This window comes from Rhodopseudomonas palustris, from assembly GCF_034479375.1.
Taxonomy (GTDB): domain Bacteria; phylum Pseudomonadota; class Alphaproteobacteria; order Rhizobiales; family Xanthobacteraceae; genus Rhodopseudomonas; species Rhodopseudomonas palustris_M.
Window position 1 is genome coordinate 1566120 of the sequence record NZ_CP140155.1, and the last position, 25041, is coordinate 1591160.

Sequence of the window (25041 nt, forward strand, 5' to 3'; positions counted from 1 at the left end):
TAATAAGCTGATCGCCTCATCATTAGTCAGACGCGATCACCGCGAGTCTCCAAAGTCTACGCGGACGCGCTCTTAATAATCTGATAACGCTCCATAATCAGCCATATTGGCAACTTGGCATGGACCCTGCTTTTACGGAAGCCATGTTTCGATCTCCCGCGCTCGCCGATCTCGGCGGGGTCTGCGCGCGACCGTCTCCGGTTTTCAGGCATGTCCGGACCGCAGACGGAGCTGCTCACCCATTCGGCCCGCGGTGTCATCGATCCACTGCGCAGCGCCGCGCAATCTGTCATACAACTGCCGAGTCACGTGGGAAGTCCGGGGAGAGTCTAAGTGAAGAAGATCGAAGCCATCATCAAGCCGTTCAAGCTCGACGAGGTCAAGGAAGCGCTTCAGGAAGTCGGATTGCAGGGTATCACCGTCACCGAAGCCAAGGGCTTCGGCCGGCAGAAGGGCCACGCGGAGCTCTATCGCGGCGCGGAATACATCGTGGACTTCCTCCCGAAAGTCAAAATCGAGATCGTAATCGCCGACGATCTGGTCGAAAAGGCCATCGACGCCATTCGTCGTGCCGCCCAGACCGGCCGCATCGGCGACGGCAAGATCTTCGTCTCCAATATCGAAGAAGCCATCCGCATCAGGACGGGCGAATCCGGACTGGACGCCATCTGATCCATCGGCCTATCACCGTCCGCCTGATCGCATCACCTTGCGGCCGCGTGCGGCCGCAAACGCACGACCACCTTCAGCATTTACGACGACCTTAAGCACAAGGGGTACTCATGACGACCGCCAAAGAAGTCCTGAAATCCATCAAGGACAACGACGTCAAATACGTCGATCTTCGTTTCACCGACCCGCGCGGCAAGTGGCAGCACGTCACTTTCGACGTCAGCATGATCGACGAGGAAATCTTCGCCGAGGGCACGATGTTCGACGGCTCCTCGATCGCCGGCTGGAAGGCGATCAACGAGTCCGACATGATGCTGATGCTCGATCCGACGACCGCGGTCATCGACCCGTTCTTCGCCGAGACCACCATGGTCATCACCTGCGACATCCTCGAGCCGTCGACCGGTGAGCCCTACAACCGCGACCCGCGCGGCATCGCCAAGAAGGCCGAGGCCCAGGTCAAGGCGATGGGCGTCGGCGACTCGGTATTCGTCGGCCCGGAAGCCGAGTTCTTCGTGTTCGACGACGTGCGCTATTCGTCGAGCCCGTACAACACCGGCTTCAAGCTCGACTCCTCCGAACTGCCCACCAACTCGGACACCGAATACGAAGGCGGCAATCTCGGCCACCGCATCCGCACCAAGGCCGGCTACTTCCCGGTCCCGCCGCAGGATTCGGTGCAGGACATGCGCTCGGAAATGCTCGGCGCGATGGCGCGGATGGGCGTCAAGGTGGAGAAGCATCACCACGAGGTCGCTTCCGCCCAGCACGAGCTCGGCATGAAGTTCGACACCCTCACCCACATGGCCGACCAGATGCAGATCTACAAATACTGCATCCATCAGGTCGCCCACATCTACGGCAAGACCGCGACCTTCATGCCGAAGCCGGTGTTCGGCGACAACGGCTCGGGCATGCACGTGCATCAGTCGATCTGGAAGGACGGCAAGCCGGTGTTCGCCGGCAACAAATATGCCGACCTGTCGGAGACCTGCCTGCACTACATCGGCGGCATCATCACCCACGCCAAGGCGATCAACGCCTTCACCAACCCGTCGACCAACTCCTACAAGCGTCTGGTCCCGGGCTATGAAGCCCCGGTGCTGCTGGCCTATTCGGCCCGCAACCGTTCGGCCTCCTGCCGCATCCCCTACACCACCTCGCCGAAGGCCAAGCGCGTCGAAGTCCGCTTCCCGGATCCGATGGCGAACCCCTATCTCGCCTTCGCCGCGATGCTGATGGCCGGCCTCGACGGCATCAAGAACAAGATCGATCCGGGTCCGGCGATGGACAAGGACCTCTACGACCTGCCGAAGGAAGAGCTGAAGTCGATCCCGACCGTCTGCGGTTCGCTCCGCGAGGCGCTCGAGAACCTCGACAAGGACCGCGCCTTCCTCAAGGCCGGCGGCGTGTTCGACGACGACTTCATCGACGCCTATATCGAACTGAAGATGACCGAAGTGATGCGTTTCGAAATGACGCCGCACCCGGTCGAGTTCGACATGTACTACTCGCAGTAAGCCGCGTATCGGCCGGATCGGCCGACAGGCTCGACAACAACTAAGGCGCCCCTCGCGGGGCGCCTTTTTTCGTCGGGCGAACGGCCGCTCCATGCGGGCACGAACGAGGTACGCCTGCCTCCGTCAGCCGGTTCGACATGCGAGCAACGCCCTTCGCTTGCGGTCGACCGGCATCGCCTCGCCTACCGTGGCTGCCGGCTGGCCGTTGCTGACCGCGCGTCCCCGCCTCGCTGCTGTCCGCTCCCGACTGCCCACAGCCCGTTGCCTGCCACCCTCGCCCAAGCCGGCCGAGCAGCGGTTTGATCCATCTCAACGCCTCATTCATTCGAATGAATTAGGTCAGCCCATGAGATGCTGACGATGATGCCGACGATGATGCCGAACAGACACGCCGCAGACGACAGGCCCGTGGCACCGCCCGCCAGCGACACCCGCGCCCGCATGATCGAGGCGGCGATCGAGGTGTTCGGGTCGGTCGGCTACGACGGCGCCAGCACGCGCCAGTTGGCGGAGCGAGCCGGCGTCAACCAGGCGGCGATCCCCTACCATTTCGGCGGCAAGCGCGAGCTCTACCTCGCCGCCGCGCAGGCGATCGCCGACTACATGCGCTCCCGCATCGAGCCGCTGATCGACACGCTGCGCACCGCCAGCGTCGATCCGGTCGGCCACATCGACGCGGTGGTGATGCGCTTCTTCCAGTTCATCGCCGGCAACGCCGAGCCGGAAGCCTGGACGGTGTTCTTCGTGCGCTGCGAGCGCGACGCCGACGATGCGTTTCGCATCATCTACTATCAATCCGTCGCGCGCTTTCAGAGCGCCCTGATCGCGGAAGTCGCCGCCGCGACCGGCCGTTCGCCGACCGACGAGGATCTGAAGATCCGCACCGCGATCGTGCTCGGCGCAATCTCCAATTTCCGCACCCTGCGCAACGTCATGCTGAGTTCACTCGGCTGGGACACATTCGATGCCGAGCGGACACGGAAGCTCGAAATCGCCGTCCGTCGGCTGGCGCAGGCGGAGTTGTTCGGCATCCGCGCCGAGCATGAACCGATCGCCGAGCATTCGCCCCGCTCCGCCGGATCGCATCCACCACCCACGGCCTGACCCCAAAAGGAGGCTGCCATGACGAAGCCCGATCTCACCCAAGCCTATCTGGAATGGACCAAGCAGAAACTCGACGAATCTGCCGCGACGCTCGCCAAGATCGAGGAAGCCGCCGCCAAGATCGGGGACGCGTCGAACGCGAAGGCTCAGGAAGCGCTGGCGCAACTGCGCACCGCGCGTGACGCCTTCCAGGCGCAAGTCAGCGCGCTGCAGGGCGACCTCGGAGCGTCCAAGCAAGCTACCGACGCGGCGATGTCGGCAGTCTCGGCGCAATGGAACGAAGTCGAGCTGGCGCTGCAAAAATTCCTCGGCACCGCCGGTGACCAGGCCGGCCTCGTCAAAGAGGCGCTCGCCGCCCGCGCCGAAGCCCAGCGCCAGGCTTTCGTGTCGTCGCTGGAAACGTTTCAGACCAGCGCCGCATCGGCGATCGAACAAGGCCGCAAGGAGATGGAATCGTCCATGCGCCGCTGGACCGAAGAGACCGAGAAGACGCTCGGCCCCAAGCTGACGCAGTTGTCGGCTGCCGGTGACGAGACATGGAACGCGCTGAAAGCCGGCCTCGACGAAACCGCCGCGGTGTACGAGAAGACCTGGGCGCGAATCTCGCAGGCGTTCTCGAAAGCCAAGTAACAGAAACACGAACGGAGCCCGCGCGGGCGCCGTTCGTGCTGGATGAAACCAGTCAGGCGCACGGCCGGTGCCGACTACAACGTCTTGTTGCGCGCGAAGGCGGCGCGGCCGACGGCTTCTGCCTGTTTGAGAAAGTCGACGAACATCGGCTCGGTCAGCGCGCGCACCTCGGCCGGCGCACGCGCCGGCGTGCCGGCATCATAAGGCGGCTCCGGCGCATATTCGGCGATCAGTTGCGCCACCTCCGCATATTGACGATCGCGCAACTGGCCGACCAGAGACAGCCCGAAATCGATCCCGGCGGTGACGCCGCCGCCGGTGATCCGGTTGCGGTCCCGCACCACCCGGCCCTCGCTCGGGATCGCGCCGAACACGGGCAATACTGGTTTGGCGGCCCAGTGCGAGGTGGCGCGGTAGCCGTCCAGCAATCCGGCCGCGCCGAGCACCAGCGATCCCGTGCAGACCGAGGTGATGAACCGCGCACGGCTGCCACGATCCCTGAGAAAGCGGATCGTCGCCTCGTCCTGCATCGCCGCCAGCGTCCCCTGCGTGCCGCCCGGCACGCAAACGATGTCGAGATCGGCCGGACACTCCGCGAACGTCGCCGACGGCACGAAGACGAGCCCGGTGTCGCTCTTCACCGGATCGCGCGTCTTGGCGACGATGTGCACCGTCGCCCCCATCAGCCCGGTCAGCATGTGATGCGGGCCGACCATGTCGAGCGCGGTGAACTCCGGATAGATCAGGAACGCGATCTGCTCCTTGCCGATCCAATGCGCCGGCATCGCCGACATGTCGTGCGCCGGAGTCTCCGGCGCGGGTTTGCCCGGAGCCGACCGATCCGCCGCTTCAGCAGCGGTACGCTCGCCGACCGCGATCGCCGCGGCAGCCGAGGCCGCGGTTTGAGTGAACTGCCGCCTGGTCATCGACATCGCGGACCTCAATTGAAGCGATAGCTGAGCTGGCCGTAGACCATTCGCGGCGCGCCCGGCGCCACCTGACCGCCGAGCCAGGCATAGGGCGTGAAGTACTCTTCCCCGGTCAGGTTCTTCAGCGCGATGAAGGCGCGGAAGCCGTCCTTCTCGTAGCCGATCTTGGCATCGACCGTGTAGTAGCCGTCGGTCTTCCACAGATTGGCGTTGTCGACATACTGGCTCGATGCCGCATAGACGCCGGCGCCTACGCTCCAACCCGGCAGCACGTTCGGATCGAACTTGTAATTCGCCCACACCCGCCCGGAATGTTCGGGCACGTAGGGCAGCTTGTTGCCGGCCGGGATGACGCCCGAGGAGTCGGTGAACGCTCCGGCGAAGGTCGCATCGGTGTAGCCGTAGCTGCCGAGGAAGCTCCAGTTGCGGTTCGGCTGCCAGGTCATGTCGGTCTCGAAGCCGCGCGATTTCTGCTGCGTCAGGCCGGCGACGCCGAGCGCGATGGTCACCGGCACGTTGTCACGATGGATCTCGAACACCGCGACGCTGCCGGACAGTTCGGCACTGATATTGAACTTCAACCCCGCTTCGACTTGCTGCGACAACTCGGGCTCCGGCCGCGCGACCGCCTGAGTGAATCCCGCCCAGCGCATGCCCTCGCTGTAGCTGGCATAGGCCGACAGCCCCTTGACCAGATCGACCACCACGCCGGCGCGCGGCAGCAATTTCGTGGTGTCGGTGACGAAGGTCGACGGCACCACCAGCGCGTTCTCGGTGTAGCTGATGTCGATATTGGCGAGGCGCGCGCCGGCCAGCACATGGACACGGTCGTACAGCGACGACTGCAATTGCGCGTAACCGCCCTTGGTGGTGTAGGTGTTGTCGAAGTTGAAATACGCCGCGTATTCCGCGCCGGCGCTCGGATTGGGCCGCGTGTACGGGATCGCGAACACCGGATTCTGCAGGTCGACCGCCGCCGGCGGGCACGCGAAGGTGGTCAGGAAGCAGGTGTTGCCGAGATTGTCGCCGGTCATGAAGCCGCGATCGGTGACGCGGCTGTAGTCCGCGCCGATCAGCAGCGTGTTGCGGCTGATCGCGGTGTCGAACTTCGCCTTGACGCTGGGATTGATGGTGAATTCCTGCTGCTTCTGGAACACTTCGAGATTCGACAGCAGCCAGGTCGACGGCGCGAACGCCGGCACTGCACCGGTCGCATCGCCGCCGAACGCCCATTGCGACAGCTGATCGAATTCCGACTGGCTCCAGCGCGCCTTGATGTTCGCGGACCACACCGAATTGAACTGATGATCGAGCGTGACGGTGGCGCCGTGCGTCTTCGAATAGCTCGGCTCGATGTTGGACGGCCCGATATACAGATCGCGGGCCGCGCGGAAGTCGCCCAGGATGGTGCCGTACACCGGCAGCCCCGGATAGGCCTGCTGTTGCTGACGCGACAGGAAGCCCTGGATCGTCAGCGTGGTGTCCTCGCGATTGGTCAGCGTCAGGGTCGGATTGATGCTGTAGCGCTTGGAGTCAAGCACATCGATGTAGCTCTTGTTGCCGGTGTACTCGCCGGTGACGCGGAACAGCGCGGTCTTGTCCTGGTTGAGCGGCTGGTTGATGTCGAAGAACGGGTTCCAGTACTGATAGCTGCCCAGCCCGATGCCGAATTCCTGGCTGGCCTTGTCGGTCGGCAGTTTCGAGACGACGTTGACCGCGCCGCCGATCGGGGCGCCGGGGCCGCCGCCATAGAGGATCGCGTTCGGGCCCTTCAGCACCTCGATGCGCTCGACATTGACCAGCCCGTCGCGGTCGCCAGGGTTGTACATGCTCACCATCCCGTCGCGCCAAAGTTCCGCAGAGAAGCCGCGGATCTTGAGCTGCTGCAGGTCGGTGTTGGCGATGACGAACGGATTGACCGCCTGGGCGTTGCTGACGTTCTGCACCGCCTCGGTGACCGTCACCGCGCCCTGCTGCTCGATGAGCTGGCGCGACACCACCTGGATCGATTGCGGGATCTGTTCGATCGGGGTGTCGGTCCGGGTCGCAGACGACGCCGTGAGCGCGCGAATGCCCTGCACCGGTCCGGCGGTGGTCTGGATCACCGGCGCACCGCTGCTCGGCGGCGCGGTGCTGACCGCCGCCTGCGCCGGCGCCCGCGGAGCCGTGGCGCTCGCCTGGCGCTTCTTTGTCGGCTTTCGCGTCGGCGGCTCGACCACCACACTCGGCAGGCCGGTGTTGGCTTGGGTCGACGTTTGGGCAAAGGCAAGATCGGGGACCGTCACGGCAGCGACGGACGCAGCGCAAAGCGCGCTCAGAAAACGTTGCATCGGGGGTACTCCAGCAAAGTGCGTCTAGCGAACGAAGTCAGCTAGGCGGCTTGCGGAGGGCCTTGTGAGCTGCGCGGCTCGAACCGATCCGCTTCGCGGATCGTCGATATGCTGTCGCTGCCGGAGCCAACGTCCAGCGAGGTCCTGAGAATCGCGACGACATCCGGCTCAGGCAGCGGGCCGGAGAGCGACGCGAATGTGCAGATCGAACAGGTGACGTGATGGATCGGGGTGTTCGAATGGTCCGAGCCGTCGCCGGTCGGCGCAACGCTGCTCGAGCAGATCGTCGGAATCCCGATCGCGTCTGCGACCGCCATCTCGGTGGCGACCACGCCGGCCAACAGCAGTTGCACAACAAAAAGTTGGCCGGCGATGACGCCGACCGCCCTTCGAATGCCACCCTGACGTCGCCACCAGCCGATCACGCCCCACCCCCGAGGCGCGAATAGATCGCAATGTTAGTTGATTGTCGAGTCGGGGGCCGAAATCACCCCCACCATCCTACAGCTCGCTGTCGTCGTCCTCGACGCCGCGCTCCGACGGGCCGGAGACGATCTCGTTGCGCAGGCGCTCGAAGCGGCGGCGGGTGCGGCGCTCGCGGGTGTCGATGAAGGCGATCGCCTCGGCGCGCGACAGCGGGCCGGCGACGATCGGCTGTGACGAGGTGCCGATGGTTTCGTCGACGTAGTAGCCGTCGTCTTCGTGCCGCACGCTCCATTTGAAGCGCAACGCCTCGAGCGGCCCCGGGCCGTGGCGCGTCAAGGCATCGAGATCCTCGGGCCCGGCATCGCTCACCACGTCGGCCGGCTCGGGCTGCTCCGAAGAAGTCATGGTGATCTCGACGATCTCCACGGTCTCGATCTGCACCGAGACGACGTCGTCTGCCGCGGGGTCCCCGCCACCCTGCGCGGTCTCGTCCCGCGCGATCTCATCGAGCGCGGTGTCGTCGCGGGAAGTGTCGTCGCGAAAAGCGTCTTCGCGGGAGGTGTCGTCGGCGATGTCGTCCTGCGCAGCAACGTCCGAGGAAGCGTCGTCCCCTTTTTCGCCGCGCGCCTTCGCGTCCGGCTTCGGGGCCGGCTTTTCGAAGATGCTCGCGATCACGGCCAGCGCCTGATCGGTCGGATCGTTGCCAGTCACGTCAAAGTCCCCCTCAAATACATACGAAATGACAGCCAAGGCGGCGCGTCAACGCCGACCTTGGTCGTTTTGTTTCTGAGAATGCCGGCGAAAAGCTGGACTAAATCAGGCGCAAACCGGTGGCCTGCGGCTTTTCCAGGGCCGTTCCCGTTCGAGCTGCGAAGCGAGACGCAACAGCGTCGCCTCGTCGCCGAACCGGCCCGCGAACATCATACCGATCGGCAGGCCACTCGCGGTCCACGCCAGCGGCACCGACATCGCCGGCTGGCCCGACATGTTGAACAGGCTGGTGCCGGGGATGTAGCGCCGCAGCAACGGACTGATCCCGGACAGATCGCTGGCCATGGTGTCGAGCTCGCCGATTTCGAGCGGCGGCAGGCACAGCGTCGGCGACAGGAAGACGTCGATATCGGCGAAGAAATCCGACAGCGCGTGCGAGATCCGAAACGCCGCGAGCTGCGCGGCGCAATAGTCGATGCCGCTGGCGCGGCCGGCATTGGCGGCGCTGGCGAGCGTCAGCTTCTCGAAGTCGCGATCGGTCACAGGGCGGCCGAGCACCTGCTCGGCGAGCTTCACCGTCAGCCCGGTATTGCAGGCAACGATGGTGGCGATCACGTCGGCCGGGTCGGCCGGCAGCTTCGGCGCGCGCTGTACAACGTGGTGGCCGAGGCCTTCCAGCATCTTCGCGGTATCGCGCACCGCGGCCGCGATCTCCGGATCGATGGCATCGCCATAAGTGGAGGCGTCGGTGAAGGCGATCCGCAGCCGCCCCGGATCGCGGCCGACCTCTTGCGCGAACGGCCGCTCCGGCGCCGGCGCGACGTAGGGGCTCGACGGCTCGGGGCCATGCAGCGCATCCAGCATCGCCGCGCTGTCGCGCACGGTGATACTCACCACATGGCCGCAGGCGAAGCCGCCCCAGCCCTCGCCGCGATCCGGCCCGAGCGGATTGCGCGCCCGCGTCGGCTTCAGCCCGAACACGCCGCAGGCCGACGCCGGAATCCGGATCGACCCGCCGCCGTCGCTGGCATGCGCCACCGGCAGGATCCGCGCCGCCACCGCCGCGGCGGCGCCGCCCGACGATCCGCCGGAGGAGTGATCGAGATTCCACGGATTGCGCGTCGGCCCGTGCAGCCGCGATTCCGTGGTCGGCATCAGCCCGAATTCCGGACTCGCGCTCTTGCCGAAGATCGTCACGCCCGAAGCGAGAAACCGGCCCGCCAGCGTGCCGGTGTGCGGCGCGACGAAGTCCTTGTACAGGCTGGCGCCGAAAGTGGTGCGGGTGCCGGCGAGCAGATCGAGATCCTTCAGCAGAAACGGCACGCCGGTGAACGGACCTTCGGGCAAGCCGTTGTCGATCTGCTGTCGCGCATAGTCGTCATGCCGAACGACGACCGCGTTGAGCTTGTCGTCGAGCGCATCGGTCCGCGCGATCGCCTCGTCGAGCAGTTCACCGGGCGTGACCTGCTTGCGACGTACCAGCTCGGCGAGTCCGACGCCGTCGAAATCGCCGTACTCTTTCAATGCCACGATGAGCCTCCCCAATTGTTATTTCGTGTGATGCAACGATCGTTGGTCGCCGTCATTGCGAGCGAAGCGAAGCAATCCAGACTCTCAGTGCACGGAGCTGGATTGCTTCGTCGCTACGCTCCTCGCAATGACGGGGCCGAGATTTGTCGAACTAACCGAGCACGTCCTGATTGACGACATTCGCGGCGATCGGGGCGCCGTCGAGTGCGCTCAGCATGTTGCGCGCGGTCTGCTCGCCCATCCGGTCGAGCGCTTCGCGGGTGACGCCGGCGACGTGCGGGGCGATGATCACATTGGGCAGATCGAATAATTTGTGACCAAGCGGCGGCGGCTCCACCTCGAACACGTCGAGGCCTGCACCGGCGAGCCGGCCCGCGACCAGCGCGTCGTACAGCGCCTGCTCGACGACGATGCCGCCGCGCGCGGTGTTGATCAGATACGCCGTCGCCTTCATCTTCGCCAGCCGCGCAGCGTCGAACATCCCGGTGGTCTCCGGAGTCTTCGGGCAGTGCAGGCTGACGAAATCCGCGCGCGGCAGCATGGCGTCGAGATCGGAGAGCGGCTCGCAGCCGGCCGCTTCGATCGCCGCGGCGGGCACGTAGGGATCGTACACCAGCACGGTCATTTCCATCGCGAGACAACGCTTGGCGGTGCGGGTGCCGATCCGGCCGAAGCCGACAATCAGCACGGTCTTGCCGAACAGGTCGAACGGCAACAGCCCGAGCCGCGTCGCCCAGGCGCCGGTCTTGACCAGCGCGTGCAGCTCGACGCCGCGCTTGGCCAGCGTCAACATCATGAACAGCGCCTGTTCGGCGACCGAGGGCGAATTCGCGGTGCCGGCGGTCATCAGCGGCACCTTGCGCTTCGACAGCGCCGGAACGTCGACCGCGTCGTAGCCGACGCCGATCCGCGCCACCACCTTCATGTCGCGGGACGCTTCCAGCTCGGCCTCGCCGAACCGCGTCGCGCCGAGCGCCACGCCGTGCACCGGCGCTTCCGCCTGCAGCAGCGCCTCGAAATCGGACGCCGAGATCATATTGGGGAATTCGATCACGTCGATGTCGGAGCGCTCGGCGAACAGCGCCCTTCCCGGTTCCGACAGCGATTCCGTGATCAGCAGTTTCTTCTTGTTGGTCGTCATTCCAGCCCCGTGGACGTCTCTCTGTCCGGCCTTCAGATCACGAGGCCGGTCCCCTCGTCTATCAGGTGCATATTGTTGAGGTCCACCGCCAAACGCAACATGCCTCCATCCCGCGCCCCGGCATTCGGGCTGACGCGGCCGCAGACCTCGCTGCCGTTGAGATTGAAATAGATCAGCGTCTCCATCCCCATCGGCTCGGTGATGTCGAGCAGCGCGTCGAACGCCGCGACGCCGGGTTCCAGCGTCGCCCTGGCGTCGGCGATGTGCTCGGGGCGGATGCCGAGCTGCAATTTTTTGTCGCGGGCTATGCCGCGATAATGCGCCGCCTTCTGCTCCGGCACCGGCATCGCCAGCGTGTCCGACAGCCGGATCTGCAGCCGGCCGGCATTCTCCTCCAAGGTGCAAGGAATGAAATTCATCGAAGGCGAGCCGATGAAGCCGGCGACGAAGCGCGTCGCCGGGCGGTGATACAATTCGTTCGGCGTGCCGACCTGCTCGATCCGCCCATTGTTCATCACCACGACGCGGTCCGCCAGCGTCATCGCCTCGACCTGGTCGTGGGTGACGTAGACCGTGGTGGTGCGCACTTTCTGGTGCACCCGCTTGATCTCGAACCGCATCTGCACGCGCAATTGCGCGTCGAGATTGGACAGCGGCTCGTCGAACAGGAACACTTTCGGATTGCGGACGATGGCGCGGCCCATCGCGACGCGCTGGCGCTGGCCGCCGGAGAGCTGCTTCGGCTTGCGGTTGATCAGGTCGGTGATGTCCAGCATCCGCGCCGCCTCGTCGACGCGCTTCTTGATCTCGGCCTTGGGATATTTCTTCAGCCGCAGCCCGAACGACATGTTCTCCGCCACCGTCATGTGCGGATACAGCGCGTAGTTCTGGAACACCATGGCGATGTCGCGGTCCTTCGGCGGCACGTCGTTGACGACGTCTCCGCCGATCACGATGTCGCCGTCGGAGATGTCCTCGAGCCCGGCGATCATCCGCAGCGTCGTCGACTTGCCGCAGCCCGAGGGTCCGACGAACACCACGAATTCCTTGTCGGGAATGTCGAGGTCGATGCCGCGGACGGCCTCGACGTCGTCGTAGCGCTTCACCACCTTGCGCAAATTCACTTCAGCCATGTGTCACCCTTTGGTTGCGCCCGCGGTGAGCCCCGCGATGTAGTAGTCCATCAGAAATGCGTAGATGATCAGCGGCGGCGCGGCGCCGAGCAGAGCGCCGGTCATGATCTGCCCCCAGTTGAACACGTCGCCCTTGATCAGCGTGGTGATGATGCCGACCGGCAGCACCAATTGATCGGTGGACGTGGTGAACACCAGCGGATACAGGAACTGCGCCCACGACACCGTGAAGGCGAAGATCGTCGCGGCGATGATGCCGGGCAGCGCCACCGGAATGAAGATCCGCGTCAGCGTCTGGAACCACGACGCGCCGTCGATGATCGCGGCCTCGTCGAGCTCCTTCGGGATCGAGGCGAAATAGCCGATCATGATCCAGGTGCAGAACGGCACCGTCAGTGTCGGATAGATGATCAACAGCACGTACCAGCGGTTGATGAGCTGGATGCCGCTCCAGTCGCCGAAGGTGGCGAACATCTTGAACAGCGGGATGAACAGCAGCGTGTCCGGAATCAGATAGGTCAGGAACACGCCGGTGGCGAGCGTCGCCGAGCCCCAGAACCGCATCCGCGCCAACGCGAACGCCGCCGGCACGCTGATCAGCATGGTGATGGTGACGACGAAGATCGACACCATCGCCGAGTTGAAGAAGAACGTCAGGAACTGGTTCGACGTCAGCAACTGGATGTAGTTGCCGAGCGTCGGGTGGAACACCCACCACGGATTGGTCGCCGCCGAAATCTCCTGGCTGCTCTTGAGCGAGGTGATCAGCATGTACAGCGGCGGCACCAGCGAGAAAACGGCGAAGATCGTGAGAAAGAAGTACGACCATTTCAGCGCCCAGGCGCGGTCGCGGCTCATGCTGCCGTAGCCGGGATTGCGCCGCGGCGCGGCCTTGTCGATCGTGAGTGTCGAGGCCATCAGCTTTCGTTCCCGCGCTTGTTGATGTCACGGAGGATGAAGATCGCCGCGACGCCGAGGATCGGCAGCATGAACAGCGACACGCTGGCGCCGAGCGGAATGTCCGAACCCTCGATCCCGATCCGGAACGCCCAGGTCGCGAAGATGTGGGTGTGGTCGAGCGGGCCGCCGGCGGTGAGGATGCGGACGATGTCGAAATTGGCGAAAGTGACGATCAGCGAGAACAGCGTGGTGATGGCGATGATGTTTCGCATCATCGGCAGCGTCACATACCAGAGCTTCTGCCACCAATTGGCGCCGTCGATCGCCGCCGCTTCGTAGAGCTGCTCCGGCACCGATTTCAGCGCCGCCAGATACATAATCATGAAGAACGGCGCGCCGTACCAGATATTGACCAGAATGACCGAGAATCGCGCCCAGGACGCGTCGCCGGTCCACGGGATCGGGCCGATTCCGAACATCCCGAGCGTGTAGTTGAACGCCGAATAGGACGGGTCGAACAGCCACAGCCAGGCCAGCGTCGACATCGCCGGCGGGATCACCCACGGCACCAGCAGCATGCCGCGCCATTTGCGCTGGCCCTTGGCCGGCACGTTGTGGACGAAATGCGCGACGATGAAGCCGAGCAGCGCCTTGAACACCACGGCGGTGATCGCGAAGATGCAGCTCTGCTGCACCACCAGCCAGAAGGTGTCGCGTTTGAACAGGAACAGGAAATTGTCGAAGCCGACGAAGCGCTGCATCGACTTGTTCAGCGTCGACAGGTGCACCGCGTAGAACGCCGGATAGACCACCAGCACCCCGATCAGCACGATCAGCGGCAGCGCCATCAGGAACGCCACCATCGATTTGCGCTTCATCATCGCCGCCAGCCCGCCGCGCCGGCGGCGGGTGGACGCCGCGGCGACCCTGCCCGGCTGGTACGGAATGTCGACCATCGAAGGCTCCTCCTATGAATCGCCGGCATCGGCGCATTGCCGGCGGAATCTCCCCGTCATTGCGAGCGAAGCGAAGCAATCCAGCTCAGTGCACGGCGCGCCTGGATTGCTTCGTCGCTGCGCTCCTCGCAATGACGGAAGGACGATTTTGGATCGTCAGCTTCGCATGAAGCCCTCGCACTCGCCTTCGGCCCAGGCGAGCGTCTTCTCCATCGCCTCGCCCTGATAGTGGCGCACGCACATCTTGGTCAGCGTCGCCTGGGCGTAGATCTGCTGCGCGATCTTCGGCGGCGCCGGCGATGCGGCGATCGACAGCGTCTGGCGCTGATACGGATCGGGATAGCTGAACAGCGTGCCCTTCGGCGGCGCCTGCTCGGCCCAGACCTTGAGCTTGGTCAGGTTGGCGAAGGCCGGCAGGTCGTAGCCGCCCGACGCCGCCACCAGTTTCTCGATCGAGTCCGGCTGCGACAGGTGCCGCAGCAGGCTCTTGGCCGCCTCCTTGTTCTTGGAGAACGTCCAGGTGGTCCAGAAGAACGGCAGGAACGGCGCGTAGCGGCCCTTCGGCCCCTTCGGGAAGCCGTGGGTCCAGAGCTGCTCGGCGACCTGCGGCGCGTCGCGCTTGGCGACCGCCCAGGCGCTCGGCGGGTTCATGATCATCGCGCCGCGGCCGGACACGATCCATTTGTTGTTCGACGAATCGTCCCAGGCGGTGACGTCGGCCGGCAGGAACGCCATCAGCTTCTTGTAGAATTCGAGCACCTGACGGACCTCGTCGGTCTTCACCGTGACGTTGCCCTTGCTGTCGACGAGCTGCGCGCCGAACGCCTGGAAGAACGCGCCGGCGCTGTCGACGCTGTCGGAGGTCTCGCCGAGTCCGATGCCGAACGGCACGCCGGCCTTGTGGCAGGCCTCCGCCGCCTTCAGGAACGTCTCCATATTCCAGTCGTCGTCCTTCGGCTCGCTGCCGGCCGGGTACATCGCCTGGATGTCGAGATTGGCGTGCTTCTTCAACAGGTCGATGCGCGTGCACGGCCCCTTGATCTGGCTGCCGATGCAGGACGGCACCGCGAGCCATTTGCCGTCGCGCTTGGCGAGATATTCGACGGTGTTGTTGACCTTGCCGTTCTGCTTGATCAGGTCTTCCATCAGGTCGTTGACGGGCTCGATCAGTTCGGCGTTGGCGTGCGGCCACCAGGTCGGCATCGACAGGATGTCGTGGCCGGATTTCGCCTGCGCCTCGGCTGCGATGGTGAGCAGGTTCTTGTTGCCCTGGCTCGGGATGTAGTCGATCGAGACCTCGACCTTCTCCTTCTCGCCCCATTGCTTGACGAGTTCGGTGCAGGTGTTGTTGGCGCCGGGGACCCAATGGTCCCAGAACCCCATCGTCAGTTTGCCGGCGGCGTGGGCGCCGCGGACGTAGGGTGCGGTGACCAGCGCCGCCGAAGTGATGGCGGTGGCGGCGACGAACTGGCGGCGGCTGAGCTTGGTCCGGGATTGGGCAGCGAGCGATCTTGCAGAGGGCGACACGGCATCATCCGACATTTGGCATTCCTCCCTGGTGAGCCAATGCGATGGTCTGGGGCTTTGAAGCGCTCTCTTGGTTTTGGTGGCGCGGCTCTCGAGGCCGCTGGCGCCACGGACGCAGCATTCCGGTGTCGCGATGATCTGATCAGAATTGTTCGCGGCTGTCGAGAAATCAGATTGATTAGTTGATCAAATGATTAGTTGATACTTTTTGCAGAGCAACATCGCCATGCGATGCACAACGAGGTGGCGATTAGCACCGCTGTTTGCTCCCTCGCCGTCGCGGTGCGCTGCACACGTTGCTGATTGCGGTGCGGTCTACTTGCCGCGCGGCGGGGATGCCGCAGTCGCGAGACGAGACGGCCCTACGACCGCGTCGCCAGCGCGACGCCGGCGAGCGTCAGCACCAGGGCCGCGATCTGGCCGAGGCCGAGCGGCTCGTGCAGCGCGATCGCCGAGGCCACCACGCCGATCACCGGCACCGACATGGTGCCGATCGCCGCGACCGAGGCCGACAGCCGCTGCAATGCGGCGAACCAGCACAGATAGGCCAGGCAGAACTGGATCAGCGTCAGATAAGCCAGCCCCGCCCAGCCATAGGGCGACAGCGCGTCGAGCGACGGCACTTCGAAGGCGAAGCCGACCGCGGTCACCGGAATGCAGCCGAGCCCGATCTGCCACGCCGCCGAGGTCGCGCCCGGAAGCTTGATCGGGAACCGCTTCAGGAAGATGGTGCCGAGCGCGAAGCCGATCGCGCCGGTCAGCGCCAGCGCCACGCCCGGCAGCTTCGCGGTGCTGGCGGCAAAGCCGTCCGCCCCCATCAGCGCCGCGATGCCGCCGAACCCCAACACCAGCGCCAGCACGCGCCGCCCCGTCGGCCGCTCGCCGAGCAGCGGCCACGCCAGCAGCGCGGTCCACACCGGCATCGAATAGCCGATCACCGCGGTCTCGCCGGCCGGCATCCATAAGAGCGCCAGCCCCATCACCACCATCCACAGCGTGACGTTGAAGAACGCCGACACCGCCAGCCGCCCCCACAGCGCCCGCGGCACAAGCAGCGAGTCGCCGCGCAGCGCCGCATAGGCGAACAGCAGCAGCGAGCCGGCCAGCCCGGGCAGGCCGCGCGCCGGCAGCGGCGGCCATTCCGAGATCACATATTTCGACACCGGCCAGGACAGCCCCCACGCCACCGAGGTGACGGCGAGCAGGACGAGGCCGCCGGTCGCCACGCGCGGCGGCGCGGCGGCGGGAGATGGGTCGGACATGGGGAACACCCGGCAGGAAGAACGGCGCCACCATGCCGGTATTGGCGTCCCGTCACCACCCGAAAAAGCGGTCCGGTGGCGCGGCGCGGTGAGTCGGCCATGGCAACCCCTTCGCGCGAAAATATACCTGCCCTGTGAACAGCGGGTGCAGTCCGGATTCCGACCCCGTCGGGCGAATTTTTACCCTTTGGAATCCGTGAGGACTCACCGATACTTGGGCCGATCAGGACGCGGCCGAGCCCCCTGTTTTCCACGTAGTTCCACCACATTTAGTATTTGATTCAGGAACCCGCACTATTGCTTGACGGGTCAGACGGAGTCGGCCTAGCTTTAGGGCCTGTCCGGCGAGGTGGTTTTTGGTCCCGCCGGACATTCCCAGAAGGGTACCGAGCCGACCACCTCCGACAAGCCTGACGGCACCGGGGTATGGGGTCATCTGTGCCCGAAACCGGCTGTTCGGGCGCAAAAGACGGGTCGCGAAACGGCTCGCATTGATGCGTGGGGCGTTAGAGGATCAGGGCCGCGGTTGAAGGCAATCGCGGGCGCTGCCTCCGAGACAGAACAGGGCCGGACCACGGCTCGCAGGCGAACCAAAAGGTTCGCGACCAACAACTTTCGGGCCCACGGGGTCCGGCACATTGAACGGGGCACGAGATGAAGATCGAACGGCGCTACACCACCGACGGCCAGTCACCCTACGCGGCGATTCAGTTCCGGCTGACGACGAGCGAGATCCGCAATCCGGACGGCTCCGTGGTGTTCCGCCTCGAGAATGTCGAAGTGCCCGAGGCCTGGTCGCAGGTCGCCTCCGACGTGCTGGCGCAGAAATATTTCCGCAAGGCCGGCGTCGCCGCGCGCTTGAAGAGGGTCGAGGAAGAGACCGTGCCGTCCTGGCTGTGGCGCTCGGTGCCGGACACCGAGGCGCTCGCCGCCCTGCCCGAGGCCGAGCGCTTCGTTTCCGAACATTCCTCCAAGCAGGTGTTCGATCGCCTCGCCGGCTGCTGGACCTATTGGGGTTGGAAGGGCGACTACTTCTCGTCCGAGGACGACGCCCGCGCGTTCTACGACGAGCTGCGCTACATGCTGGCGTCGCAGATGGTCGCGCCGAATTCGCCGCAATGGTTCAACACCGGCCTGCACTGGGCCTACGGCGTCGACGGCCCCGGCCAGGGCCACTATTACGTCGACTACAAGACCGGCAAGCTGACCAAGTCGAAATCCGCCTACGAGCACCCGCAGCCGCACGCCTGCTTCATCCAGGGCATCGAGGACGACCTCGTCAACGAGGGCGGCATCATGGACCTGTGGGTGCGTGAGGCGCGGCTGTTCAAATACGGCTCCGGCACCGGCTCCAACTTCTCCCGCCTGCGCGGCGAAGGCGAGCGGCTGTCCGGCGGCGGCCGCTCCTCGGGCCTGATGAGCTTCCTCAAGATCGGCGACCGCGCCGCCGGCGCGATCAAGAGCGGCGGCACCACGCGGCGCGCCGCCAAGATGGTCGTGGTCGACGCCGACCATCCGGATATCGAGGCCTATATCGACTGGAAGGTGAAGGAGGAGCAGAAGGTCGCCGCCCTCGTCACCGGCTCCAAGCTCAACCAGAAGCACCTCAAGGCGATCCTGAAGGCCTGCGTCAACTGCCAGGGCTCCGGCGACGACTGCTTCGACCCCGACAAGAACCCGGCGCTGCGCCGCGAGGTCAAGATCGCGCGCCGCGCGCTGGTCACCGACGCGATGATCAAGCGCGTCATCCAGTACGCCAAGCAGGGCTACAAGGAGATCGACTTCCCGATCTACGACACCGATTGGGATAGCGAGGCCTACCTCACCGTCTCCGGCCAGAACTCCAACAACTCGGTGTCGCTGAAGGACGACTTTTTGCGCGCGGTGGAGACGGATGGGGACTGGAATCTGACCAGCCGCACCACCAAAAAGGTGATGAAGACGCTGAAGGCCCGCGATCTCTGGGAGAAGATCGGCACCGCCGCCTGGGCCAGCGCCGATCCCGGCCTGCACTTCAACACCACGATGAACGACTGGCACACCTGCAAGGCCTCGGGCGACATTCGCGCGTCGAATCCGTGCTCGGAATACATGTTCCTCGACGACACCGCCTGCAATCTGGCCTCGGCCAACCTGCTGACCTTCTACGACACCACCGCCAATGTGTTCGACCTGCCCGCCTATGAGCATCTGTGCCGGCTGTGGACCGTGGTGCTGGAAATCTCGGTGCTGATGGCGCAGTTCCCGTCCAAGCAGATTGCGGAGCTGTCTTACGAGTTCCGCACGCTCGGCCTCGGCTTCGCCAATATCGGCGGCCTGCTGATGACCATGGGCCTCAGCTACGACTCCAAGGAAGGCCGCGCGCTGTGCGGCGCGCTCTCCGCAATCATGACCGGCGTATCGTATGCGACCTCGGCCGAAATGGCCCAGAAGCTCGGCCCGTTCCCCGGCTACAAGAAGAACGCCGCCCATATGCTGCGCGTGATCCGCAATCACCGCCGCGCTGCCCATGGCGAGAGCCGCGGCTATGAGGCGCTGTCGGTGGCCCCGGTGCCGCTCGACCATGCCGGCTGCCCGATCCCCGAAGCGATCGCGCATGCCAAAGCGGCGTGGGACCGCGCGCTCGAACTCGGCGAACTGCACGGCTATCGCAACGCGCAGGTCTCGGTGGTGGCGCCGACCGGCACCATCGGCCTCGTCATGGATTGCGACACCACCGGCATCGAGCCCGATTTCGCGCTGGTGAAGTTCAAGAAGCTCGCCGGCGGCGGCTACTGGAAGATCATCAACCGCGCCGTGCCGGCGGCCTTGCGCATCCTCGGCTATCCGGAAAACCAGATCGCCGAGATCGAGGCCTACGCGGTCGGCCACGGCTCGCTCAGCAACGCGCCGGCGATCAACGTCTCGACGTTGAAGGCTAAGGGCTTCACCGACGAGGCGCTGGCGAAGGTCGAGGCCGCGCTGCCGACCGCCTTCGACATCAAATTCGCCTTCAACAAATGGACCTTCGGCGAGGACTTCCTGCGCGAGACGCTGAAGCTCGAAGCCGAGGCGATCGCCGCGCCGAACTTCGACCTGCTCGCCGCGATCGGCTTTTCCAAGCGCGAGATCGAGGCCGCCAATATCCACATCTGCGGCGCCATGACCGTGGAAGGCGCGCCGCACCTGAAGGCCGAGCACTACAGCGTGTTCGATTGTGCCAATCCCTGCGGCAAGGTCGGCAAGCGCTATCTGTCGGTCGAGAGCCACATCCGGATGATGGCGGCGGCGCAGCCGTTCATCTCGGGTGCGATCTCTAAGACCATCAACATGCCGAACGACGCCACGGTGGAGGATTGCAAGTCCGCCTACATGCTGTCGTGGAAGCTCGCGCTGAAGGCCAACGCGCTGTATCGCGACGGCTCGAAACTGTCGCAGCCGCTGAACTCGCAGCTGATTGCCGACGACGACGAGGACGACGACGCGCTCGACAATTTCCTGGAGAAGCCGATGGCGGCGCGCACCGCCCAGATCTCCGAGAAGGTGGTGGAGCGCCTGGTCGAGCGCATCGTGGTGATGCGCGAGCGCGAGAAGATGCCGGATCGCCGCAAGGGTTACACCCAGAAGGCGGTGGTCGGCGGCCACAAGGTCTATCTGCGCACCGGCGAATATGACGACGGCCGGATCGGCGAGATCTTCATCGACATGCACAAGGAAGGCGCGGCCCTCCGCTCCTTCATCAACAATTTTGCGATCGCGGTGTCGCTCGGCCTGCAATACGGCGTGCCGCTCGAGGAATATGTCGACGCCTTCACCTTCACGAGGTTCGAGCCCGCCGGCCCGGTCCAGGGCAACGACTCGATCAAGTACGCGACCTCGATCCTCGACTACGTGTTCCGCGAACTCGCCGTCAGCTACATGGGCCGCTTCGACCTCGCCCATGTCGACCCGAGCGAGACCGGCTTCGACGCCATCGGCAAGGGCGTCGACGAAGGCAAGGCGCCGGAAGGCTCCACGCCGGGCCAGCACGCCGCGACCAAATATCTGTCGAAGGGCCTCACCCGCTCGCGCACCGACAATCTGGTGGTGATGCGCAGCGCGCCGGCCGCGCCCGACGGCGGCTCAGCGCCGGTCAAGATGGCCTACTCGCAGCCGGACACCCACGCCAAGTCGACCTCCCGCATCGGCGACGTCCTCGAAGGCGCCACCGCGCTGAAGCAGGAAGCCGACCACGATCTGTCGCCGACCGAAAAGCTCGAAGCCCTGCAATGGAGCCGCGCCGGCGCCGCCGCCGCGACCCAGCCCGCAGCCTCGAAAGCCGAACGCCGCGCCGAAGCCAAGGCGCGGGGCTACGAGGGCGACAGCTGCGGCGAATGCGGGAATTTCACGCTGGTGCGGAACGGGACTTGTATGAAGTGCGATACCTGCGGCAGCACGACGGGGTGTAGCTAACTACCAATTCCACAAGCTGCAGGGCGGCGAGTAATCGCCGCCCTTGAGGCCCGAATAGCTTTTATAACCGTTTATTTCCGTCCTGGGAGGCCCTGCAGAGCCAGCGCGCATCGGGAACGACTTTCCCTCCGGCTCCGCCCCCCGCATCTCGTAAACCTCCATTTAAATAGGTCAGACTGTGGCCAAACGACATATCAATCGACAGATCACGGCCTCATTCCACTACTTGGTCAAAACGGAAAAGAGCGAAAACAAGAACAAGGAACTTACTCAGACAGGATTCACACTTGGTGAGTTCGAAACCATAAGAGCAAGAATCGCGAACACAACTCCTCTCGAGGTAAATAACGAGACGGTCGCCACAAGGATCAAACTTGGTCTCGACCTGCCGTTCACACACTACGAACTCGTTGAAAACCAGCTTCACTTCGGCGAATTTGAAGGAGCTTACTACGGCCAAGAATACCGCAACAATAAACTCGGCACCATCTCTGCCGACAGTCTAAATCTACGGACTTTTCACTACCTACTCACCCGACTGCGAGACGGACGAATCTTAATTGGCGTGACCTACAATGGTCAATTTGGCGATTACGAAGGAATACGACAGTGCTTCAGCAACCTTCTAAAGTCCAACGCAACTGTCACATCCAAAACCATTAAGAGCATTTCCGACGAAATTGGAAAGGGCGAGCCAGTTGAAATCAAGCTCACATTTCGGACAGCCCGAGAACGACCAGAGCGGAAGGGCCTATTCGGACGTTCAGGCGTGATCGCTATTAAATCCACCGAATACGGCGAGGGATTTGGAGAAGAAGTCGCCAAAATGGCGAAACACGCCAAAGGAACATTGCCTGATCGAAAACGCTCCATAGCCGACCTCGTTAATTCAAGCGAAATGATCGAATTGGATGACGACGACATCATCGCCGTTAGTGCATTGGTGCGAGAAGACGGAAGAGTTCGAACCGTGTACTTCCTTGGCGAGAATAACTTTTCAACCAAATATCCTCTTGATGTTGCCGTTTCGCCCGATGGCAAGGCGAACCGTTTGGAAGTTAAAGACGCACTAATCAAACTGATGCGCACCAAGATCATCCCGCTGATCGGCGGATAAGTCATGTTGGCGCTAGTCAAAGCAAACTACAAGACATATCACAACTCGCGGACCGGAAGCCGTGAGGGCTACTTGATTCGACTATGCGGATCAGCGGTGGCGAGCCTCGCCGCTGCCTGCCTCCTTGATATCGCAGCAAATAGCGGAATGATGGTTACAGCACTGAGCGTATTGACAGGATTTGTCTTTACCGCCCTTTGTTCCGACTACTCGCTCGCTGACGCCAAACTCCCACCACCCTCAGATGAGACGCGAAGGGCCGAACTTGAACGACTCGGCGCCTTGGCGGTGAACTTTCAGACGCGCTCCGCGTACTTCATCACCATTGCGATTTGCAGCCTTTGCCTGCTGGTGCTGATTAGCACTTCAGCATCATCCAATAGCATTCTGATGATTTTTGAGAAGAATCGTCTTCAGCTAGGCACCCCCTATCTACCGGAACTTCTTTCGATTGCCGGCAACTCCATACGCGTAGCTCTATCGGGACTTGCCGCCTTCATGTTCATAGAATGTGTATACACGTTCTATCGCCTTTCCGAGACAACATTGGCCATCGTCGATGCTCGCAGAAGCTACCTACGCCCTGACTTCTGAGACGCAAGAGCTCGTAGGGCGGATTAGCTCGTAGGGCGGGTGAGCGTAGCGATACCCGGGACTTAGCATGACTGGATAGCCGTCCCCGGATGGCGCTTCGCTTATCCGGGCTACGGGGCTACGATGCCGCCGCCGTCGCGGACAACCGCGACCTGATCCTGAGAGCATGGCATGACCATTTCGGCCACCAGCGTCCGCTTTGACGATCATACAATGTGGGTCGAGTTGTCCGACGGTCGCACCCTCGGCGTGCCGCTGGCGTGGTTTCCGCGGCTATTGCGGGCAACGCCGGCCGAGCGCGCCGAGGTCGAATTGAGCCGCGTCGGCCTGCATTGGGAAGCGCTCGACGAGGACATCTCGGTCGCCGGCCTGCTGGCAGGCCGCGGCGACGTCACGCAAGCCTCGGAATCGGAGGCGTCGCTCGTAGCCCGTGCGGATTAGCGGAGCGTCATCCGCCATTCGACGCGCGGCGGCGCTGTCCGTAGCCTTGAAGGTAATTTAGCGTCCGAGCACACGCATAGCGGTTAGATGATGAAAGGTCTTTCGATCAAGGTTCTGGTCGTTCTCGTCGTCCTTGGGGCCGTCCACGCGGCCTGGTTCGGGACGACGACTCGATCCGTCACGACGCGTCTCACGCCGACAAATTACGAGATGACCTACGCGATGGCGTGGGGGCTCGGGATGAAGGAGCGATTGACGCTGATGCAGGTCGGCGATTCCAAATCCTCCACATCCACGGATTGGATCGAGGTTTCGGATAAGCCTTACAATTCGGGAGCCGTCGTCTACGCGCGCGACGACGGACAGGATTATTTGATTGGCATCAACTATGATATTTATCGCTTTCTCCCGGGGCGCGCGCTCTCCCGGCTGTCTTGCGACCGGGAGAGCTTTCTGGAACTAACCGCGTTTGCGAAGCAACTTGTCGGCCTGCGCTCAAAGGGGCAACGAGCCGACGACATCGACCCCGGTGCAAGACGCCGATTTGAAGTATTGCAGCCGGGCGATGCGAGCGGCTCCATCGCGACTAATCCGCCCTCCTCCAGATACTACTTCGGCCTGAGATATCTCGGGCGGTTCGGGCTCGCGGCTGTATCAGGCAGCAGCGAACGCGAGATTCGCTTCGTACCCGCGGAGAGTAGCCCGGAGCCTCGCCTGGCTCTGCATGAAGCCTGCCCATAGTCGCGCGTCCTTCGACGCAGATCCTAGTCCGCCGCGCTCGATCCCGGCTCCGGAAGTGCCCTTTTGCCGCCTCGCCTTTGCTGCTAGGCTTGCGCTCATGACCACTGCCGAGGACATCGAAAAGGCCGTCGAACGACTGCCGCCGCGCGAGTTGGCGCGGTTTCGGGCGTGGTTCGAGGCGTTCGATGCGGAGCAGTTCGACGCCGCGATCGCCCGCGACGCGGAGGCCGGCAGGCTCGACGATCTCGCAGCCGAGGCGCTGGCCGCCCATCGCGCCGGCCAGTCGCGCGAGCTGTGAAGCACCTCGCCGCGCCGCGGTTCTGGGCGGCGTATGACGATCTCCCCGCGCCGATCAGGAAGCTCGCCGACGCGCAATATGCGCTGCTGAAGAGCGACCCGCGTCACCCCTCGCTGCAGCAAGCGTAGGATGGGTTGAGCGAAGCGAAACCCATCGCTTCGTTCTGGCTGCCGTGGGTTTCGCTGCGCTCAACCCACGCTACAATTTCGCACCAAACTACTCCGCCGCCGCCCTCGCCGCCTGCGGCCTGACGAACGCCACCACGGCGGCGGCGTCCGCCGTGAATTCCGGATCGTCGCGCAATTGTTCGAGGCTGCGCGGCTGCGGGATCGGGTCGCCGTCGGCGCGCAGCAGCGCGAGATGGCCGCCGAGCGCTTCGGCGGCGTTGTCGATCGCCTGCTCGAAGGTGTCGCCCGCCGAGATGCAACCGGGCACGTCGGGAAAGGCGACGCCGTAGGAGGTGTCGCGGTCCTTGTAGACCAGCGCGAGGTAGCCGGACGTTGCGCTCACCGGACCTCCTTCAGGCCTGCCTGCCGAGTGACCGAACGGACGATCTTCGGATGCGGGACCGTCACCTTACCAGCTTTTACCGGATGCTTGAAGTGGTGGTGACTGCCGGTCGCACCAATGAGGCGCCGCTACTTTTGA

General features: G+C 64.1%; 24 protein-coding genes. 11 read left to right on the forward strand and 13 right to left on the reverse strand.

Going from position 1 to position 25041, the window contains the following annotated elements:
- The first annotated feature begins 333 nt into the window (after window positions 1-333).
- The 4 genes from SR870_RS06990 to SR870_RS07005 all read left to right on the forward strand — a co-directional run bounded on the left by SR870_RS06990 (window position 334) and on the right by SR870_RS07005 (window position 3926).
- The gene (locus tag SR870_RS06990) at window positions 334-672 is read left to right on the forward strand and encodes a P-II family nitrogen regulator (RefSeq protein ID WP_011158515.1); all 339 of its coding nucleotides are present in this window, start codon (window positions 334-336) and stop codon (window positions 670-672) included.
- Between the two features lie 110 nt (window positions 673-782).
- On the forward strand, window positions 783-2192 hold the full coding sequence (gene glnA / locus SR870_RS06995) for a type I glutamate--ammonia ligase (protein WP_322517283.1): 1410 nt from the start codon (window positions 783-785) through the stop codon (window positions 2190-2192).
- A 408-nt stretch (window positions 2193-2600) separates the two neighbouring features.
- The gene (locus SR870_RS07000; RefSeq protein ID WP_416221133.1) at window positions 2601-3296 is read left to right on the forward strand and encodes a CerR family C-terminal domain-containing protein; all 696 of its coding nucleotides are present in this window, start codon (window positions 2601-2603) and stop codon (window positions 3294-3296) included.
- A gap of 18 nt (window positions 3297-3314) precedes the next feature.
- Window positions 3315-3926: a hypothetical protein gene (locus SR870_RS07005; RefSeq protein WP_041798238.1), complete on the forward strand. Its 612-nt coding sequence runs from the start codon at window positions 3315-3317 to the stop codon at window positions 3924-3926.
- Window positions 3927-4000: 74 nt separating this feature from the next.
- On the opposite strand, the gene SR870_RS07010 is transcribed toward SR870_RS07005, so the two are convergent.
- From SR870_RS07010 to SR870_RS07060, 11 genes are all read right to left on the reverse strand, one after another.
- Window positions 4001-4858, reverse strand: a complete 858-nt coding sequence (locus tag SR870_RS07010; protein ID WP_322517284.1) for a DJ-1/PfpI family protein — start codon at window positions 4856-4858, stop codon at window positions 4001-4003.
- An 8-nt stretch (window positions 4859-4866) separates the two neighbouring features.
- On the reverse strand, window positions 4867-7185 hold the full coding sequence (locus SR870_RS07015) for a TonB-dependent siderophore receptor (protein WP_322517285.1): 2319 nt from the start codon (window positions 7183-7185) through the stop codon (window positions 4867-4869).
- A gap of 41 nt (window positions 7186-7226) precedes the next feature.
- Window positions 7227-7610, reverse strand: coding sequence for a hypothetical protein (locus SR870_RS07020; RefSeq protein ID WP_322517286.1), 384 nt, complete (start codon window positions 7608-7610; stop codon window positions 7227-7229).
- A gap of 76 nt (window positions 7611-7686) precedes the next feature.
- Complete coding sequence (locus SR870_RS07025; RefSeq protein ID WP_322517287.1) at window positions 7687-8322, reverse strand: hypothetical protein; 636 nt, start codon at window positions 8320-8322, stop codon at window positions 7687-7689.
- 105 nt (window positions 8323-8427) lie between these two features.
- On the reverse strand, window positions 8428-9852 hold the full coding sequence (locus SR870_RS07030; protein WP_322517288.1) for an amidase: 1425 nt from the start codon (window positions 9850-9852) through the stop codon (window positions 8428-8430).
- A gap of 151 nt (window positions 9853-10003) precedes the next feature.
- Window positions 10004-10993 (reverse strand): hydroxyacid dehydrogenase, encoded by a 990-nt coding sequence (locus SR870_RS07035; RefSeq protein WP_322517289.1) that lies wholly within the window; start codon window positions 10991-10993, stop codon window positions 10004-10006.
- Between the two features lie 32 nt (window positions 10994-11025).
- Window positions 11026-12126 (reverse strand): sn-glycerol-3-phosphate ABC transporter ATP-binding protein UgpC, encoded by a 1101-nt coding sequence (locus SR870_RS07040; RefSeq protein ID WP_322517290.1) that lies wholly within the window; start codon window positions 12124-12126, stop codon window positions 11026-11028.
- Window positions 12127-12129: 3 nt separating this feature from the next.
- Window positions 12130-13044: a carbohydrate ABC transporter permease gene (locus SR870_RS07045; protein WP_322517291.1), complete on the reverse strand. Its 915-nt coding sequence runs from the start codon at window positions 13042-13044 to the stop codon at window positions 12130-12132.
- Entirely contained in the window at window positions 13044-13982 is a 939-nt protein-coding gene (locus SR870_RS07050; protein WP_322517292.1) for a sugar ABC transporter permease, read from the reverse strand. The genes SR870_RS07045 and SR870_RS07050 overlap by 1 nt, the downstream gene beginning before the upstream one ends.
- Before the next feature lie 156 nt (window positions 13983-14138).
- A complete protein-coding gene (locus tag SR870_RS07055; protein WP_322517293.1) occupies window positions 14139-15524 on the reverse strand; it encodes an ABC transporter substrate-binding protein in 1386 nt (461 codons plus the stop codon).
- A gap of 347 nt (window positions 15525-15871) precedes the next feature.
- Window positions 15872-16771, reverse strand: coding sequence for a DMT family transporter (locus SR870_RS07060; protein WP_322517294.1), 900 nt, complete (start codon window positions 16769-16771; stop codon window positions 15872-15874).
- Between the two features lie 654 nt (window positions 16772-17425).
- Between SR870_RS07060 and SR870_RS07065 the strand changes: the two genes are divergently transcribed.
- From SR870_RS07065 to SR870_RS07095, 7 genes are all read left to right on the forward strand, one after another.
- Window positions 17426-21202: a vitamin B12-dependent ribonucleotide reductase gene (locus SR870_RS07065; RefSeq protein WP_322517295.1), complete on the forward strand. Its 3777-nt coding sequence runs from the start codon at window positions 17426-17428 to the stop codon at window positions 21200-21202.
- Window positions 21203-21380: 178 nt separating this feature from the next.
- Window positions 21381-22319 (forward strand): hypothetical protein, encoded by a 939-nt coding sequence (locus SR870_RS07070; RefSeq protein ID WP_322517296.1) that lies wholly within the window; start codon window positions 21381-21383, stop codon window positions 22317-22319.
- 96 nt (window positions 22320-22415) lie between these two features.
- On the forward strand, window positions 22416-22913 hold the full coding sequence (locus tag SR870_RS07075) for a hypothetical protein (RefSeq protein WP_322517297.1): 498 nt from the start codon (window positions 22416-22418) through the stop codon (window positions 22911-22913).
- Between the two features lie 171 nt (window positions 22914-23084).
- Window positions 23085-23354 carry a DUF2442 domain-containing protein gene (locus SR870_RS07080; RefSeq protein WP_322517298.1) on the forward strand — a complete coding sequence of 90 codons (270 nt, stop codon included), beginning with the start codon at window positions 23085-23087 and terminating at the stop codon, window positions 23352-23354.
- Between the two features lie 87 nt (window positions 23355-23441).
- Window positions 23442-24095, forward strand: coding sequence for a hypothetical protein (locus SR870_RS07085; protein ID WP_322517299.1), 654 nt, complete (start codon window positions 23442-23444; stop codon window positions 24093-24095).
- 97 nt (window positions 24096-24192) lie between these two features.
- Window positions 24193-24393 carry a hypothetical protein gene (locus SR870_RS07090; protein WP_011441415.1) on the forward strand — a complete coding sequence of 67 codons (201 nt, stop codon included), beginning with the start codon at window positions 24193-24195 and terminating at the stop codon, window positions 24391-24393.
- The gene (locus SR870_RS07095) at window positions 24390-24521 is read left to right on the forward strand and encodes a hypothetical protein (RefSeq protein WP_322517300.1); all 132 of its coding nucleotides are present in this window, start codon (window positions 24390-24392) and stop codon (window positions 24519-24521) included. Before SR870_RS07090 ends, SR870_RS07095 begins: the two co-directional genes overlap by 4 nt.
- A gap of 88 nt (window positions 24522-24609) precedes the next feature.
- Here the strand turns inward: SR870_RS07095 and SR870_RS07100 are convergent, their stop codons facing one another.
- Both SR870_RS07100 and SR870_RS07105 read right to left on the reverse strand, forming a co-directional pair.
- Complete coding sequence (locus SR870_RS07100) at window positions 24610-24903, reverse strand: type II toxin-antitoxin system HicB family antitoxin (RefSeq protein WP_322517301.1); 294 nt, start codon at window positions 24901-24903, stop codon at window positions 24610-24612.
- Window positions 24900-25022: a type II toxin-antitoxin system HicA family toxin gene (locus SR870_RS07105; RefSeq protein WP_322518217.1), complete on the reverse strand. Its 123-nt coding sequence runs from the start codon at window positions 25020-25022 to the stop codon at window positions 24900-24902. Before SR870_RS07105 ends, SR870_RS07100 begins: the two co-directional genes overlap by 4 nt.
- Between the last annotated feature and the right edge of the window lie 19 nt (window positions 25023-25041).

Bases quoted from the DNA above. Each gene is read 5' to 3' on its own strand.
- SR870_RS07055 (WP_322517293.1), bottom strand. From the start codon at position 15,524: ATGTCGGATGATGCCGTGTCGCCCTCTGCAAGATCGCTCGCTGCCCAA.
- SR870_RS07035 (WP_322517289.1), bottom strand. From the start codon at position 10,993: ATGACGACCAACAAGAAGAAACTGCTGATCACGGAATCGCTGTCGGAA.
- SR870_RS07015 (WP_322517285.1), bottom strand. From the start codon at position 7,185: ATGCAACGTTTTCTGAGCGCGCTTTGCGCTGCGTCCGTCGCTGCCGTG.
- SR870_RS07005 (WP_041798238.1), top strand. From the start codon at position 3,315: ATGACGAAGCCCGATCTCACCCAAGCCTATCTGGAATGGACCAAGCAG.
- SR870_RS07080 (WP_322517298.1), top strand. From the start codon at position 23,085: ATGACCATTTCGGCCACCAGCGTCCGCTTTGACGATCATACAATGTGG.
- SR870_RS07065 (WP_322517295.1), top strand. From the start codon at position 17,426: ATGAAGATCGAACGGCGCTACACCACCGACGGCCAGTCACCCTACGCG.
- SR870_RS07045 (WP_322517291.1), bottom strand. From the start codon at position 13,044: ATGGCCTCGACACTCACGATCGACAAGGCCGCGCCGCGGCGCAATCCC.
- SR870_RS07040 (WP_322517290.1), bottom strand. From the start codon at position 12,126: ATGGCTGAAGTGAATTTGCGCAAGGTGGTGAAGCGCTACGACGACGTC.
- SR870_RS07090 (WP_011441415.1), top strand. From the start codon at position 24,193: ATGACCACTGCCGAGGACATCGAAAAGGCCGTCGAACGACTGCCGCCG.
- SR870_RS07010 (WP_322517284.1), bottom strand. From the start codon at position 4,858: ATGTCGATGACCAGGCGGCAGTTCACTCAAACCGCGGCCTCGGCTGCC.
- glnA (WP_322517283.1), top strand. From the start codon at position 783: ATGACGACCGCCAAAGAAGTCCTGAAATCCATCAAGGACAACGACGTC.
- SR870_RS07085 (WP_322517299.1), top strand. From the start codon at position 23,442: ATGATGAAAGGTCTTTCGATCAAGGTTCTGGTCGTTCTCGTCGTCCTT.
- SR870_RS07060 (WP_322517294.1), bottom strand. From the start codon at position 16,771: ATGTCCGACCCATCTCCCGCCGCCGCGCCGCCGCGCGTGGCGACCGGC.
- SR870_RS07050 (WP_322517292.1), bottom strand. From the start codon at position 13,982: ATGGTCGACATTCCGTACCAGCCGGGCAGGGTCGCCGCGGCGTCCACC.